Source organism: Mycolicibacterium holsaticum DSM 44478 = JCM 12374 (genome assembly GCF_019645835.1).
Lineage (GTDB): Bacteria > Actinomycetota > Actinomycetes > Mycobacteriales > Mycobacteriaceae > Mycobacterium > Mycobacterium holsaticum.
Window position 1 is genome coordinate 2,768,820 of the sequence record NZ_CP080998.1, and the last position, 15,450, is coordinate 2,784,269.

Annotated in this window: 16 protein-coding genes; 3 read left to right on the forward strand and 13 right to left on the reverse strand. The window is 69.4% G+C overall.

Going from position 1 to position 15,450, the window contains the following annotated elements:
* Positions 1–2: 2 nt before the first annotated feature.
* The 9 genes from K3U96_RS13370 to K3U96_RS13410 form a co-directional block, all read right to left on the reverse strand.
* The gene (locus tag K3U96_RS13370; RefSeq protein WP_069403928.1) at positions 3–494 is read right to left on the reverse strand and encodes an arginine repressor; all 492 of its coding nucleotides are present in this window, start codon (positions 492–494) and stop codon (positions 3–5) included.
* Positions 491–1,420 carry an ornithine carbamoyltransferase gene (gene argF / locus K3U96_RS13375; protein ID WP_069403927.1) on the reverse strand — a complete coding sequence of 310 codons (930 nt, stop codon included), beginning with the start codon at positions 1,418–1,420 and terminating at the stop codon, positions 491–493. Before argF ends, K3U96_RS13370 begins: the two co-directional genes overlap by 4 nt.
* A complete protein-coding gene (locus K3U96_RS13380) occupies positions 1,417–2,595 on the reverse strand; it encodes an acetylornithine transaminase (protein ID WP_069403926.1) in 1,179 nt (392 codons plus the stop codon). The genes argF and K3U96_RS13380 overlap by 4 nt, the downstream gene beginning before the upstream one ends.
* A complete protein-coding gene (gene argB / locus K3U96_RS13385) occupies positions 2,592–3,464 on the reverse strand; it encodes an acetylglutamate kinase (RefSeq protein ID WP_069403925.1) in 873 nt (290 codons plus the stop codon). The genes K3U96_RS13380 and argB overlap by 4 nt, the downstream gene beginning before the upstream one ends.
* On the reverse strand, positions 3,461–4,675 hold the full coding sequence (argJ, locus tag K3U96_RS13390; protein WP_220693306.1) for a bifunctional glutamate N-acetyltransferase/amino-acid acetyltransferase ArgJ: 1,215 nt from the start codon (positions 4,673–4,675) through the stop codon (positions 3,461–3,463). The genes argB and argJ overlap by 4 nt, the downstream gene beginning before the upstream one ends.
* Positions 4,672–5,706 (reverse strand): N-acetyl-gamma-glutamyl-phosphate reductase, encoded by a 1,035-nt coding sequence (gene argC, locus K3U96_RS13395; protein WP_220693307.1) that lies wholly within the window; start codon positions 5,704–5,706, stop codon positions 4,672–4,674. Before argC ends, argJ begins: the two co-directional genes overlap by 4 nt.
* Before the next feature lie 128 nt (positions 5,707–5,834).
* A complete protein-coding gene (pheT, locus tag K3U96_RS13400) occupies positions 5,835–8,336 on the reverse strand; it encodes a phenylalanine--tRNA ligase subunit beta (protein WP_220693308.1) in 2,502 nt (833 codons plus the stop codon).
* On the reverse strand, positions 8,336–9,379 hold the full coding sequence (gene pheS, locus K3U96_RS13405) for a phenylalanine--tRNA ligase subunit alpha (RefSeq protein WP_069407097.1): 1,044 nt from the start codon (positions 9,377–9,379) through the stop codon (positions 8,336–8,338). The genes pheT and pheS overlap by 1 nt, the downstream gene beginning before the upstream one ends.
* 28 nt (positions 9,380–9,407) lie before the next feature.
* Positions 9,408–10,226 carry an adenylate/guanylate cyclase domain-containing protein gene (locus K3U96_RS13410; RefSeq protein ID WP_230982514.1) on the reverse strand — a complete coding sequence of 273 codons (819 nt, stop codon included), beginning with the start codon at positions 10,224–10,226 and terminating at the stop codon, positions 9,408–9,410.
* 325 nt (positions 10,227–10,551) lie between these two features.
* Here K3U96_RS13410 and K3U96_RS13415 point away from each other — a divergent pair, with 325 nt between their 5' ends.
* Positions 10,552–11,613, forward strand: a complete 1,062-nt coding sequence (locus tag K3U96_RS13415) for an oxygenase MpaB family protein (RefSeq protein ID WP_069407098.1) — start codon at positions 10,552–10,554, stop codon at positions 11,611–11,613.
* Between the two features lie 4 nt (positions 11,614–11,617).
* Entirely contained in the window at positions 11,618–12,859 is a 1,242-nt protein-coding gene (locus K3U96_RS13420) for an acyl-CoA dehydrogenase family protein (RefSeq protein WP_220693310.1), read from the forward strand.
* Here K3U96_RS13420 and K3U96_RS13425 read toward each other — a convergent pair.
* From K3U96_RS13425 to infC, 4 genes are read right to left on the reverse strand one after another with little or no spacing between them, the layout of a single operon-like run.
* Positions 12,856–13,617: a TrmH family RNA methyltransferase gene (locus K3U96_RS13425; protein WP_220693311.1), complete on the reverse strand. Its 762-nt coding sequence runs from the start codon at positions 13,615–13,617 to the stop codon at positions 12,856–12,858. The two genes, K3U96_RS13420 and K3U96_RS13425, sit on opposite strands and share 4 nt — an antisense overlap.
* Before the next feature lie 23 nt (positions 13,618–13,640).
* On the reverse strand, positions 13,641–14,030 hold the full coding sequence (rplT, locus tag K3U96_RS13430) for a 50S ribosomal protein L20 (RefSeq protein ID WP_069407101.1): 390 nt from the start codon (positions 14,028–14,030) through the stop codon (positions 13,641–13,643).
* A 44-nt stretch (positions 14,031–14,074) separates the two neighbouring features.
* Positions 14,075–14,269 (reverse strand): 50S ribosomal protein L35, encoded by a 195-nt coding sequence (rpmI, locus tag K3U96_RS13435; RefSeq protein WP_046753174.1) that lies wholly within the window; start codon positions 14,267–14,269, stop codon positions 14,075–14,077.
* Between the two features lie 6 nt (positions 14,270–14,275).
* Positions 14,276–14,917, reverse strand: coding sequence for a translation initiation factor IF-3 (infC, locus tag K3U96_RS13440; protein WP_220693519.1), 642 nt, complete (start codon positions 14,915–14,917; stop codon positions 14,276–14,278).
* Between the two features lie 174 nt (positions 14,918–15,091).
* Here infC and K3U96_RS13445 point away from each other — a divergent pair, with 174 nt between their 5' ends.
* The gene (locus K3U96_RS13445; RefSeq protein WP_220693312.1) at positions 15,092–15,442 is read left to right on the forward strand and encodes a DUF1844 domain-containing protein; all 351 of its coding nucleotides are present in this window, start codon (positions 15,092–15,094) and stop codon (positions 15,440–15,442) included.
* Positions 15,443–15,450: the final 8 nt, after the last annotated feature.

Sequence of the window (15,450 nt, forward strand, 5' to 3'; positions counted from 1 at the left end):
ACCTAATCTCCTCCTTGTTGGATGCTTTCAAGCTTCGTCGCCAGCTGGGCCCCTGTCATGGGCTCGCGCGCCACCACCAGAATGGTGTCGTCACCGGCGACCGTACCGACCACGTAGGGCAGCGCCGCCCGGTCCATCGCGCTGGCCAGGTAATGGGCCGCACCCGGTGGCGTGCGCAGCACGGCGAGGTTACCGCTGGCGTCGGTCGACACCAGCAACTCGGCCAGCAAGCGTGACATCCGTTCGGTGCCACCGGAAACGCCGCGCACCGGGCTGCCGTCCTCCGGAACGACGTACACGCCGACGCCGCCGTGGGCGCCGCGCAGCTTGACCGCGCCGAGTTCCTCGAGGTCGCGCGACAGCGTCGCCTGGGTCACCTCGATGCCCTCGTCGGCCAGCATCGCGGCCAGTTCGGTCTGGCTGTGCACCGACTGCGAGGACAGGATCGCGACAATGCGGGCCTGCCTACCCGCGCGGGTGGCCGCCGACGTCATCGCCGCTCCTGCTCCAACAACCACACCAGCAGCGCTTTCTGGGCGTGCAGCCGGTTCTCGGCCTCGTCCCACACCGCGCTGTGCGGACCGTCGATCACGTCATCGGTGATCTCGTACCCGCGGTGCGCCGGAAGACAGTGCAGCACAACCGCTTTCGGGTCAGCCAAGGCGAGCAACCCGGCGTTGACCTGGAACGGCTGGAACGGCCCGACGCGGTCCAGCCCGTCATCCTCCTGCCCCATCGACGTCCAGGTGTCGGTGACCAGCACATCGACCCCGTCAGCGGCGCGGTGCGCGTCGCCGGTCACCGCCACCGTCGCACCGGTCTGCGCCGCGCGTTTCTCGGCGGCCGCGACGAACTCGGGGTGCGGCTCGAACCCCGCCGGCGCGGCGATGGTGACGTGCACACCGGCCGTCACCCCGCCCAGCATCAGCGAGTGGGCCATGTTGTTGGCGCCGTCGCCGAGATAGGCCAGCCGCAGCCCGGCCAGTGCGCCCTTGCGCTCGGCCAGCGTCTGCAGGTCGGCGAGCACCTGGCAGGGGTGGAACTCGTCGGAGAGCGCGTTGACCACAGGCACGCTCGCGCCCGATGCCATCGCGGTCAGCCGGTCCTGTTCGAACGTGCGCCACACGATCGCGTCGACGTAGCGCGACAACACCCGGCCGGTGTCCTGCAGCGTCTCGTCGCGGCCGAGCTGGGTGGTGCGCCCGTCGACCACGACGGCGTGCCCGCCCAGCTGGGCGATGCCCATCTCGAAGGAGAACCGGGTGCGGGTGGAGTTCTTGTCGAAGATGACCGCCACCCCGCGCGGTCCCTCCAACGGACGACGCTTCACCGGGTCCTTCTTCAGCTCGGCCGCCAGGGCGAGCACCTCGCCCTGTTCCTCCGGCGTCAGGTCGTCGTCGCGCAGGAAGTGCCGCGTCATGACGCGGACTCCGCTGCGGTGTCGAGCACCGCGGGCAGCGCCGACAGGAAGCTGTCGACCTGCTCCTCGGTGATGATCAGCGGCGGGGCCAGCCGCACCACCTCCGGCGCGGCCGCGTTGACCAGGAACCCGGAGTCGCGGGCGGCGGCCTCGACGGCTTTGGCCGCCGGTGAGGTCAGCACGACACCGCACAGCAGGCCGCGGCCGCGCACCTGGTCGACCAGCGGGTGCGCCAGGTCCTCGATGCCCGAGGCGATGGTCTTGCCGAGCACGTCGGCGCGACCGGTCAGGTCCTCGTCGGCCAGCACCCGCAGCACGGCCAGCGCGGCCGCGGTGCACACCGGGTTGCCGCCGAACGTGCTGCCGTGCATACCGGGGGTCATCAACTCGGCGGTGGCTCCGACGGCGATGCACGCGCCGATCGGCAGCCCGCCGCCGAGACCCTTGGCCAGCGTCACGACGTCGGGCACGATGCCGTCGTGCTGATGGGCGAAAAACGCTCCGGTGCGGCCCATTCCGGTCTGCACCTCGTCGAGCACCAGCAGCGCGCCGTGCTCGGCGGTGATCTCCCGTGCGGCCACCAGGTAGCCGGCCGGCGGCACGACCACGCCGCCCTCCCCCATGATCGGCTCGAGGAACACCGCCGCGGTGCCTTCATCCACCACCCGGGCCAGCTCGTCGACGTCGCCGAACGGCACGTGGGTGACGTCGCCGGGCAGCGGCGCGAACGGGGCCTGCTTGGACGGCTGCCCCGTCAGCGCCAGCGAACCCATCGTGCGGCCGTGGAAAGCGCCTTGGGCGGCAACGAGTTTCGTGCGCCCCGTCAGCCGGGAGATCTTGAAGGCCACCTCGTTGGCCTCGGTGCCCGAGTTGCAGAAGAACACCTTCGCCGGGCCCGCGCCCAACAGGCCCACCAGCGCCTCGGCCAGTGCGACGCCCGGTTCGGTGGCGTACAGGTTCGACGTGTGCCCCAGCGTGTCGAGCTGACGGGTGACCGCCTCGATCACCGCGGGATGGCGGTGGCCGAGGATGTTGACCGCGATGCCGCCGAGCAGATCCACGTACGACTTGCCCTCGGCGTCGGTCACCACCGCGCCGTCACCGCTGACCAGCGTGAGCGGCGGGGTGCCGTAGTTGTTCATCATCACCGTCTGCCATCTGTCCAGGAGTGTCATGCGGGTATCACCTTGGTGCCGGTTCCCTCGTCGGTGAGCAGTTCGACGAGCACGCAGTGTTCGACGCGGCCGTCGATCACGTGCGCACTGGGCACACCGCCCAACACCGCCCGCATGCACGCTTCGATCTTGGGCACCATGCCCGTCTCGAGTGTCGGCATCAGTTCCGTGAGCGTGGCGGTGTCGATCTGGCTGACCAGTGAATCCCGGTCCGGCCAGCGGGTGTAGAGACCTTCGACATCGGTGAGCACCACCAGCTTCTCGGCGCCGAGGGCCTCGGCGAGTGCGGCGGCGGCGGTGTCGGCGTTGATGTTGTGCACCACCCCGTCGCGATCCGGGGCGATCGTGGAGACCACCGGGATCCGCCCGGCGGCGATGAGATCCCGCAAGGCGTCGGCGTCGACGCTCTCCACGTCGCCGACCAGCCCGATGTCGGTGGCCACCCCGTCGACCTGCACGTCGCGGCGCACGGCGGTGAACAGCTGCGCGTCCTCGCCGGTGATGCCGACCGCGTACGGGCCGTGCGCGTTGATGAGGCCGACCAGCTCGCGGCCCACCTGGCCGAACAGCACCATCCGCACGACGTCGAGCACCTCGGGCGTGGTGACGCGGAAGCCGCCCTTGAAATCGCCTTCGATACCAAGCCGTTTGAGCATGGCGGTGATCTGCGGGCCTCCGCCGTGCACGACGACCGGAAAGATGCCGCAGTTGCGCAGGAAGACCATGTCGGCGGCGAACGCTGCCTTCAGCACATCGTCGGTCATGGCGTTGCCGCCGTACTTCACCACGACGATCTTGCCGTGCATCTGCTTGAGCCACGGCAGCGCCGCGGCCAGAACCTGTGCTTTGAGCGGGGTTTCGACGCTCATGAGCTGTACGCCGAATTCTCTTCGACGTAGGCGTGCGACAGGTCGGTGGTGCGCACGCTGGCTTGCGCGGCACCGATGCCGAGGTCGACGGTGACGTCGACGTCCGCACCGGACAGGTCGATTTCGCGTGCGCCGGGCAGCCCGGTCAGGTTCGCACACACCGGGAAGCCGTTGAATGCCACTGTGATCCGATCGGGGTCGAGGGTGAACGGCGCCATGCCGACCGCGGCAAGGACGCGGCCCCAGTTCGGGTCGGAACCGAACAACGCGGTTTTGACCAGGCTGTCGCGGGCGACGATGCGGGCGACGGTGAGCGCATCGGTCTCCGAGGCCGCGCCCGTCACCGTGATCGTGATGCATTTGGTCACGCCTTCGGCGTCGGCCTGAAGCTGTCGACACAGGTCGTCGCACACCCGCAGCACCGCGTCGTCGAGGTCGCTCTGGCTGGGGGTGATCGCGCTGGCGCCCGAGCCCAGCAGCAGCAGCGTGTCGTTCGTCGAGCAGCTGCCGTCGATGTCGAGCCGGTCGAACGTCTGGGCGGCGGCCTTGCGCAACGACGCGTCGAGCGCGGCCGCGTCCGCGACGGCGTCGGTGGTCAGCACACACAGCATCGTCGCCAGGGAGGGCGCGATCATGCCCGCCCCCTTGGCCATTCCGCCGACCGTCCAGTTGTCGGGGTGATGCAGCGCGACCTGCTTGGGCACGGTGTCGGTGGTCATGATGGCCCGCGCGGCTTCGTCGCCGCCGGTCAGCCCGCCCGCCAGTTCGTGGACGATCTCGGTCACGCCGGGCAGCACCTTGTCCATCGGCAGCCGGTCACCGATCAGCCCGGTGGAGCACACCGCGACCTCGATGGCGCCGGTCTCGGTGCCCCAGTCCGACAGGGCGGCGGCGACGGCCTCGGCGGTGGCGTGGGTGTCCTGGAAGCCCGCCGGTCCGGTGCAGGCGTTGGCGCCGCCGGAGTTGAGGACGACCGCGCGCAGCCGCCCGGTGGTGAGCACCTGCTGTGACCACAGCACCGGCGCCGCCTTCACCTGGTTGCGGGTGAACACCCCCGCGGCCGCGTAGTCCGGGCCTTCGTTGAACACCAGCGCCAGGTCCAGCGCGCCGGATGCCTTGATGCCGGCGGCGATTCCGGTGGCCCGGAAACCCGCCGGAGCGGTGACGCCCTGGGTGCGGACGAGCCGGCTGGGTGTCGAGGTGTCGGTCACGGCGCGACGCCCACGATCGAGAGCCCTTCGGTTTCCGGCCAGCCCAGCGCGAGGTTCATCGACTGCACGGCCGCGCCGCCGGTGCCCTTGACCAGGTTGTCGATCGCCGCGATGGCGACCAGTGTCGTCGCCTCTTCATCGACGGCGACGGCCAGCTGCGCGGCGTTGCTGCCGAGCACCGAGCCGGTCTTGGGTAGTTGGCCTTCGGGCAGCAGGTGCACGAAAGGTTCGCCGTCGTAGGCCTTTTCGTAGGCCGCCCGGACCTGTGAAAGGGGCGCGTCGGTGCGTGCGGTGCAGGTGGCCAGGATGCCGCGCGACGTCGGGATCAGCACCGGGGTGAACGAGACGGTCACGTCCTTGTCGGTGACCCACTTGAGGCCCTGGGCGATCTCGGGGGTGTGGCGGTGCTTGCCGCCGACGTTGTACGCCCGCGCCGAGCCGATCACCTCCGCGCCGAGAAGGTCGGTCTTGGCCGCCCTGCCCGCCCCGGACGTGCCGCTCACCGCGACGACGGTGACCGCCGGGTCGATGAGGTCCTCGGCGAGGGCCGGCCACAGCGCCAGCAGCGCCGCGGTCGGGTAGCAGCCGGGCACCGCGATGCGCTTGGCGCCGCGCAGCCGATCGCGGGCGCCGGGCAGTTCGGGCAGCCCGTAGGGCCAACTGCCCGCGTGCGCCGAGCCGTAGAACCGCTGCCACGCCGCGGGGTCGGTGAGCCGGAAGTCGGCGCCGCAGTCCACGATCACCACGTCGGGGCCCAGTTGTTCGGCCAGCGCCGCGGAGTGCCCGTGCGGCAGCCCGAGGAAAACCACGTCGTGCCCGCTCAGCACGTTCTCGTCGGTGGCCTCCAGCACTCGGTTGGCCAGCGGCAACAGGTGCGGGTGATGTTCGCCCAGTGACGTGCCCGCGCTCGCGGCGGCCGTCACCGCCCCGATGCTCAGCCGCCCGTCGGCGTAGGCGGGGTGACCCAGCAGGAGTCGCAGGATCTCACCGCCGGCATATCCGCTGGCACCAGCCACAGCCACAGAAACCATGCAGGCAATTCTGCATGGTTATGCAGTCCTATGCAAACTCATTATCGGTGAGCAGACGCAGAACGGGTGAAAGCGGCCTCGGCGACCACCTCGGCGGCCACATTGTGGGTCTGCTCGCGGCAGAAAGGCTACCCCCGCAGCACGGCGCCGACGCGGGCGGACGCAGCCTGCACCGCCGCCTCGCGCGCGGCGCTGGCCTCGTCCTCGGTCAGCGTGCGGTCCGCGGCGCGGAACCGCAGCGCCAGGGTCAGCGACTTGCGGCCCGCACCGATCTGCGGCCCGGTATAGACGTCGAAGAGGCGCACGTCCTCGATCAGCGGGCCCGCGCCCTCGCGCACGGCCTCGATAACGCTTTGCGCCGCGACGTCGGCGTCGACCACGAGGCTGACGTCCTGGAACACCGCGGGGAACGGCGACACCGCGGGGGCGGGCCGGGTCTCCACGATCGGGATCGCGTCGAGGTCGAGTTCGACGGCGCAGGTGCGCTTGGGCAGTCCGCTGCGCTCGAGCACCGCGGGGTGCAACTCACCGGCGTGGCCGACGACGGTGTCGCCGACGAGCACCTCGGCGCACCGACCCGGATGCCACGGCAGGTGCTGGGCGGGGCGCATGGTGAAGTCGACCCCGGTCACCCGCCCGATGAGCCGCACCGCCTCGAACGTGTCGCTGGCCTCGGCGGGCCGTCCCGGGCCCCACGGCCCGACCGGTTCACGCAATCCGGTCAGCACCGCGGCGACGTGTTGCGGCTGCGCGGGCAGCGACGCGTCCAGCGCGGCGATCTCCTCGTCGGTGGGGCGCCGGTCGGTCGGGATCCGGCCGAGCGGGCGGGTCTGCTCGGCGGGCTCGACGACCTGGGCGATCGCGAACAGTGACACGTCACCGGCGCCGCGCGACACGTTGCGGTGCATGGCCTCCAGCAGGCCCGGCAGCAGGGTGGTGGCCAGGTGCGGGCGGTCGGCTTCCAACGGGTTGAGCACCTTGGTGGTCGCCCGCCGAGCGTCATCGGCGGCCAGGCCCCACTGGTCGAACACCCCGGCAGGCAGAAACGGTGTCGGGAGGATCTCCACATAACCGTTGAACGCCAACGCTTTCCCGATGGCCCGGCGCCGTTTCTGGACCGCGTTCAGCCCCCGCCCGGCCGGTGCCAGCGGCAGCACCGACGGGATCTGCTCCAACCCCTCCAGCCGCAGCACCTCTTCAACCAGGTCCGCGGGCTGGCGCAGGTCGGGCCGCCAGCTCGGCGGCACCGCGGTCACCACGTCATCGGCGACGACGACGTCGGCGCCGATCTGGGCCAGCCGCTTCTCGGTGGCGCCGGCCGCATAGGTGATGCCTGCGGTGCGGTCGGGCAGATCGATCGCCATGCTCACCGGCGGCGGCGACCAGTTGTCGCGGGGCGGTTCGCCGCGCCAGTCGGTCAGCGTGGGTTGTGCGGTGCCGCCTGCGATGTCGGCCAGCAGCGCGGCACAGCGGTCCAGCGCGGCCACCGAGATCGCCGGGTCGACCGTGCGCTCGTAGCGGCGGCCCGCCTCGCTGTGCAGGTGCAGACGGCGCTGGGTGCGCGACACCGCGGCCGGATCCCACACCGCGGCTTCCAGCAGCACGTCGGTGGTGCTGTCGCGGACCTCGGTGGTGCCCGCGCCCATCACCCCGCCGATCGCGGCGGTGGCGACGTCGTCGACGATCAGCACGTCGCCGGGATCGAGCTTGCGCTCGACGTCGTCGAGCGTGACGACCGTCTCCGCCGGGTGTGCGAAACGCACCGTGAAGCCACCGGTGATCAGGCTGCGGTCGTGGGCGTGCATCGGATGGCCGAGTTCGAGCATGACGTAGTTGGTGACGTCGACGGCCGGCGAGATGGCGCGGATCCCCGACAGCAGCAGCCGTCGCTGCAGCCACCACGGCGACACCGCGCTCGGATCGATGCCGGTCACCGGGCGCAGACCGAACCGCAACACGCCGGTGCCCTGCTGGACGGCCACCGGCAGTGCCTCCCCGTCGGCGGGCAACGCCGGCACCTGGGCAGGGTCGACGAAGTCCAGGTCGTAGGCGTTCGCGATCTCGCGGGCCATGCCGCGCACCGACAGGCAGTAGCCGCGGTCCGGGGTGATCGCCAAGTGAAACACGACGTCGTCGAGGCCGAGCACGTCGGCGGCAGACGCGCCGGGTTCGGCGGTGCCCGCGGGCAGCACGATGATGCCGGAGTGGTCGACGCCGAGGTTGAGCTCGGCGGCCGAGCAGATCATCCCGTCGCTGATCCGGCCGTAGGTCTTGCGGCTGGCGATCGTGATACCGCCAGGTATCGCCGTACTTGGTAACACTGCGCCGGGCAGTGCCACCGCGACCAGATCACCGACCGCGAAGTTCGTTGCACCGCAGACGATGTCGCGGGGTTCAGTTTCGCCGACATCGACCTTGACCGCACGGATCGGTTTCTTGAACTCGGTGAGCTCCTCGATCTCGACCACCCGCGCGACGGCCAGCGGGCCGCTGACCGGGCCGACCGGAATGACCTCCTCGACCTCGTGGCCGATGCGGATCAGGGTCTGTTCGAGCTCGTCGGCACCCACATCCCAGCCCGGGGCACCGGCCTGGACGACGTCGCGCAGCCAGCTGTACGGAAGCCGCATCAGGCCCCGACCCCGAACGGCAGCGAAAACCGGATGTCACCCTCGACCATGTCGCGCATGTCGGGAATTCCGTTGCGGAACTGCAAGGTTCGCTCCAACCCCATACCGAAGGCGAACCCGGAGTAGACGTCGGGGTCGATGCCGCAGGCGCGCAACACGTTCGGGTTGACCATGCCGCAGCCGCCCCACTCCACCCAGCCGGGACCGCCCTTCTTGTCCTCGAACCAGATGTCGACCTCGGCGGACGGTTCGGTGAACGGGAAGAAATGCGGGCGGAACCGGGTCCGCCCGGCAGGCCCGAACTGCGAGCGGGCGAACGCGTCCAGCGTGCCGCGCAGATGCGCCATCGTCAGGTTCTTGTCCACCGCCAGACCCTCGACCTGGTGGAACACCGGGGTATGGGTGGCGTCGAGTTCGTCGGTGCGAAACGTGCGACCGATCGAGATGATGTAGACCGGCAGGTCACGCTGCAGCAGCGTCCGGATCTGCACCGGTGAGGTATGGGTGCGCAGCACCTCCCGCGACCCTTCCGGCGCGATGTAGAAGGTGTCCTGCTCGCTGCGGGCGGGGTGGTCGGGCGGGAAGTTCAACGCGTCGAAGTTGAACTGCTCGGTCTCCACCTCGGGGCCCTCGGCCAACTCCCAGCCCATCGCGACGAAGGCGTCGGCGACGTGCTCGCCCAGGATCGTGATCGGGTGGCGCGCGCCGATCTGCTGGCGCGTCGACGGCAGCGTGACGTCGATGCGCTCGGCGACCAGCACCGCGGCGTCGCGCTCGGCGCGCAGCACATCGAGGCGTTCGTCGTAGGCCGCCTGGACCTCGGCGCGGGCCACGTTGACCCGCTTGCCCGCGTCGGCGCGGTCGGCCTTGGGCAGCGAGCCCAGCGACTGCCGGGCCAGCGCGACCGGCGAGCGGTCGCCGAGATGCTCGGTCTTGGCGTGCGACAGCGCGTCGAGGTCGGCGGCCTGTTCGAAGGCGCGCCGGGCCGCGCCGACGACCTCCGTCAGCGCGTCTTGGGACAGGTCTATGGGCTGATCAGCCACCCGGCGATCATAGGCGACGCCGGAACCGCTAGCTCCCCGGCGTATCGCCGACCGGGTCGCCCTCGGCGGCCGGCCCGCGGCGCTTTCTCAGCCGGTACATGTCGAGATCGGCCGGTACGCCGTCGTGTTTGGCGGCGAAGACCTGCTTGCGGAGGCGTTTGGCCTCGACACCAAGGGATTCGAAGTCCTCGTCAGAGATCCGCTCCAGGGTGGCCTGCGAGGCGACCAGCTCTCCCCTGGTGGCGCGCTCCATCACGCGCGCGGCGATGTTGACGTCGACGCCGAGCCAGTCCGACCCGATGCGCTGCGGGTGCCCGGTGTGCACGCCGACCCGCATCCGCGGGGTATAGCCGTCCACCTCAACGGTTTTCACGGCCTCACGTGCCGCGACCGCGGCGCGCAGGGCGGTGGCCGGGTCGGCGAACACGGCCATGATGCCGTCGCCCATGCGTTTGACGATGTGCCCGCCGGCCTCCAGCAGCGGAGGCTCGACGACCTGTGAGACCCGTCGCAGCAGTTGCAGGGTCGCGGCGTCGCCGGCGGTCAACGACCACGACGAGAAGCCGACCAGGTCGGTGAAGACCAGCGTCGTCTCCCGGTTGGCGGGCTTACCCGAAACCCGCTCGGTCAGCGCCTGCCAGACCTGCAGCGCGCCGAGGCTGACTTCCCTGGTGGCCGCATCGCGCTGCAGGAGCCGGTCGGCGGCACGGGCAGCGGCGCGCGGGCCACCGACCCCTGCCGTCGACAGCGGATCGCCGAACTCGGGGTCCCCCGGCAGCGCACGGCGGGTACGCCGCAGAAACGCCACGACGCTCGGATTGTGGTTGGTCCCGGTTAGCCAGCCCAGCGGGCCGGTCGAGCGTCGCGGTGCGACCGCAGGAACCGCGTCGCCTGCGTGTTCGCGGGTGCCGTCGGCATGCTCGTCGAACGGCTCGCCATCCACGTCGCCAGCCTAAGCGCGGCGTTGCGCGCCGAGCAATCTCGCCGGAAGCGACGCCAACCACCGCGGCACCCGACCGCCACGGCAACCGCACTGATCACGCCCGTGTGGCGCATCAGTAGCCGGTGGATAACACCTTGCTCGACGCGCCCGGCAAATCGTAGACAACACCCGTTGTCAAGCTTATCGTGATGGTGAAACCGTGGGTACTGGATTCTCAGCGAGGGCAGCTATGACCGGGACGACGACCACCACGACGGACGCCGCGCGGGCGGTCGACCCCGCCGACCCCCTCGGAGCCGATTCGCTGACGTGGAAGTACTTCGGTGACCTGCGCACCGGAATGCTCGGGGTGTGGATCGGCGCGATCCAGAACATGTACCCCGAACTCGGGGCCGGCGTCGAGGACCATTCGGTGCTGCTGCGCGAGCCGCTTCAGCGCGTCGCCCGCTCGGTGTACCCGATCATGGGCGTGGTCTACGACGGCGACCGCGCCGCCCAGACCGGCGCCCAGATCAAGAGCTACCACCACTCCATCAAAGGCGTCGACGCCAAAGGCCGCCGCTATCACGCGCTGAACCCCGAGACGTTCTACTGGGCGCACGCCACGTTCTTCATGCTCATCATCAAGACCGCGGAGTACTTCTGCGGCGGGCTCACCGAGGCCGAGAAACGCCAGCTGTTCGACGAGCACGTGCAGTGGTACCGGATGTACGGGATGAGCATGCGCCCGGTCCCCCAGACCTGGGAGGACTTCCAGGTGTACTGGGAGGCCAAATGCCAGGACGAACTGGAGATCAACCGCGCCACCCTGGACATCTTCACGATCCGCATCCCCAAGCCGTGGTTCGTCCTGATGCCGACCCCGGTGTGGGATCAGATCTTCAAACCGATGGTCGGCGCGCAGCGCTGGATCGCGGCCGGGTTGTTCGACGAAGCGCTGCGCGAGAAGGCCGGGATGCGCTGGACCCCCGGCGACGAGGTGCTGCTGCGACTGTTCGGCAAGCTCGTCGAGTTCGCGTTCGTGGCGGTGCCCGACGAAATCCGGCTGCACCCGCGCGCGTTGGCCGCCTACCGGCGCGCCCAGGGCAAGCTGCCCCCCGACGCGCCGCTGGTCGAGGCGCCCGGCTTCATGGCGCCGCCGCGGGACCGCCGTGATCTGCCGATGCACTACGTACCGCAGCGCAAATCGCTGCTGGACCGGGCGGGCTCGCTGGTACATACCACGTTCTCGCTGGCGGGTCTGGCCCGACCGGCCCGGGGGCGTGGGGAAAAATCCGGTAAGGCAGCATGACGGCATGCTCGAATGGTCTGACGTCGACCTCGCCGTCCGGGATGCCGTACGTGAGTTCGTAGACAAGGAGATTCGTCCCCACGTCGACGCGCTGGAAAGCGGCGAGATGGAGCCCTACCCCATCATCCGCAAGCTGTTCACCACGTTCGGCATCGCCGACATGGCCCGCGAATCGCTCGACAAGCGACTGGCGCGGCTGCGTGAAGGCGGCGAGTCCGCCGGGGAATCCGGCGGCGGCAGCGTGCTCGGCGGTTCCGGTGGTATGGGGTTCGTCGTGGTCAGCGAACTGTGCCGGGTGTGCATGGGCGTCGTCACCGGCATGGGGGTCAGCCTCGGCCTGACGGTGCCCACGATCATGAGCCGCGGCACCCTGGCCCAGCAGGAACGCTGGCTGCCCGAGCTGGTCACCTACGAGAAGGTCGGCGCGTGGGCCATCACCGAACCCGATTCGGGTTCTGATGCGTTCGGCGGCATGAAGTCCTATGTCACCCGCGACGGCGAGGATTACATCCTCAACGGGCAGAAGACGTTCATCACCAACGGGCCCGACGCCGACGTGGTGGTGGTGTACGCCAAGCTCGACGAACCCGGTGTCGACAAGCGCGACCGCAAGGTGCTGACCTTCGTGCTGGACCGCGGTATGGAGGGCTTTGTGCAGTCAAAGCCGTTCCGCAAGATGGGCATTCACTCCTCGCGCACCGGTGAGCTGTTCTTCAACAACGTCCGCCTCGGTCCCGACCGGCTGCTCGGTGAGACCGAAGGAGATGGGGCCAGCGGTGCTTCCGACGGGCGCGCCAGCGCACGGTCGAACTTCTCGGCCGAGCGCATCGGCGTTGCCGCGATGGCGTTGGGCGTCATCGAGGAATGCCTGCGGCTGTGCGTGGAGTACGCCAAGACCCGCAAGCTGTGGGGCCAGGAGATCGCGCAGTTCCAGCTCATCCAACTCAAGCTGGCCAACATGGAAGTGGCCCGGATGAACGTGCGCAACATGCTGTTCCGGGTGATCGAAGCGGGCCAGAGCGGCCATCAGATCTCGCTGTCGGAGGCCTCGGCGATCAAGTGGTACTGCTCGCAGGCCGCAACCGATGTCGCGATGGACGCCGTGCAGCTGTTCGGCGGCAACGGCTACATGACCGAGTACCGGGTCGAGCAGTTGGCCCGCGACGCCAAATCGCTGATGATCTACGCGGGCAGCAACGAGGTGCAGATCACCCACGTGGCCAGGGGCCTGCTCAGCGACGCTTAGCGACGGGCACGCGCGCTGGCGTACAGGCAGATCGCCGCAGCCGCGGCCACGTTGAGGCTTTCGGCGTTGCCCGGCATCGGAATCCGCACCCGATGCGTGGCCGACGCCGCCAACCGGGCGGGCAGACCGTGCGCCTCGGGGCCGAACAGCCACGCCGTGGGACCCGAAAGGCCGGCCTGCAGGTCGGGGTCCTCAAGCGACGTGCCGCCGTCAAGCGTGGTGGCCAGTACCTGTAATCCGGCTTCCTGCAACGACTTCAGCACCGACACCGGGTCAGCCTCGGACACCACCGGGACCGAGAAGATGCTGCCCGCCGACGCGCGCAGGCACTTGCCGTTGAACGGATCGACGCTGTTATCGGTCAGCACCACCGCGTCGGCGCCCATCGCATCGGCGATGCGGATCAGCGTGCCTGCGTTACCCGGTTCGGAGATGCCGACCGCGACCGCCACCAGCCGCGCTGCCACGAGCACCTCGTCAAGCGTCGTCTGCGGCATCACGCACACCGCGACCAAACCGACCGGGGTCACGGTGTCCGACAACACTTTCGCGGCGCGCTCGGAGACTTCATGCACGGAAACGTCGGCCGGCACCGCGGCGAGCAGGGCGCCGAACCGCTCCATCGCCGATTCGGTGACGAAGACCTCGGATACGAGTCCGCGCCGCAGCGCTGCCTCGACGAGGTTGGGTCCCTCAGCGAGGAAACGCGCGGCGCGGCGTCGTGCGACCTGGCGGTGCAGCTTGACCGCGGCCGCCACCCGAGCGGAACGCTCGGTGAGCGTCAGGCGGCCTCTCCGGAGGGCTCGTTCACATCACTGGGCAGCGCCGCCCTGGCGACCTCCACCAGCGCGGCGAACGCGGCCGGATCGCTGACCGCGATCTCGGCGAGGTTCTTGCGGTCGACCTCGACCCCGGCGGCCTTGAGCCCCTGGATCAGCCGGTTGTAGGTGATGTCGTTGGCGCGGGCCGCGGCGTTGATCCGTGAGATCCACAGCTTGCGGAACTCGCCCTTGCGGGCGCGCCGGTCACGGTAGGCATAGTTCAGCGAATGCAGTTGCTGCTCTTTGGCCTTGCGGTACAGCCGGGAGCGCTGACCGCGGTAACCCTTGGATGCCTTGAGGATCGTCCGCCGCTTCTTCTGGGCGTTGACTGCGCGCTTTACGCGTGCCATGAGAGTGTTCCTATTCGTTCAGGTCGTACGGGTGTCGGGCTTGGTCAGCCGTTGAGCAGCTTCTTGATGCGGCTCTTGTCGTTCGCTGACACCTCGGTGCGGCCTGCCAGCCGGCGGGTGCGAGTAGACGGCTTGTGCTCGAGCAGGTGTCGACGGTTGGCCTTCTGGCGCACGATCTTTCCGGTTCCGGTGCGCCGGAACCGCTTCGAAGCGCCGCTGTGGGTCTTCGCCTTGGGCATGTGTCCTCAGTTCTGTTGTTGCTCGGTCTGTGCTTCACTGCTGGCGCGCTGCGCCGGCGGTGCATCCGCATCGTGTGCCGCCTTGGCGCGAGTCTTCGCGCCGCGATGCGGAGCCAGCACCATCGTCATGTTGCGGCCGTCCTGCTTGGCCGACGTCTCGACGTAGCCGTAATCGGCGACGTCGGCGCCCAGCCGCTGCAACAGCCGGTAGCCCAGTTCGGGCCGCGACTGCTCACGTCCGCGGAACATGATCGTCACCTTGACTTTCGACCCGGCTTCCAGGAAGCGCACCACATGGCCCTTCTTGGTCTCGTAGTCGTGGTCGTCGATCTTGGGACGGAGCTTCTGTTCCTTGACGACGGTCTGCTGCTGATTCTTGCGAGACTCGCGCGCCTTCTGGGCCGTCTCGTACTTGTACTTGCCGTAGTCCATGATCTTGCAGACCGGAGGCCTGGCGTTCGGGGCAACTTCGACAAGGTCGAGATCGGCGTCCGCGGCGACGCGGAGGGCGTCTTCGATGCGCACAATGCCTACTTGCTCGCCACCTGGTCCGATCAGGCGGACTTCAGGTACTCGAATGCGCTCGTTGACGCGGGTCTCAGTGCTGATGGGCCCTCCTATGTTGTCATCGAGGAGACCCGGCCCCATCAGCGAAAAAGCCCTGCTCAAAGCAGGGCCCGATGCCGACCAGAACAGGCGTCGGTAAACGCCTGACCGGACCGCTGAGCCTTCGGATAGTCTCCGAGGCCAACGGTGGGAGAGGGACTCCACTTGCTGTCCCTGGCGTGTGCCGGGACGGTCGCGTATGCCAGTCTAGCAGGGATGACCGAGCTTCCTGACACTCCGCCCGTTCCGGTTCGCGAGTTGGCCGAGATCCCCGCGGTGGAGGTGATCACCCGCTCGGCGGTCATGCTGATGAGCGCGGCGGCCGAGAAACTCGGGCTGTCCGCCGAAGATCCTCACGACAGCCCGCACCGCGACCTCGACGAGGCGCGCCGGCTGATCACCGCGCTGGCCGGGCTGGTCACCGCGTCGGCGGAGTACCTCGGGCCGCACGCCGGGCCGATCCGCGACGGGCTGAAGACCCTGCAGTTGGCCTTCCGGGAATCCAGCGCCGCCCCCGAGGAACCCGGGCACGGTCCGGGCGAGAAATACACCGGCCCGGTGTGGTAGCGAGTCGC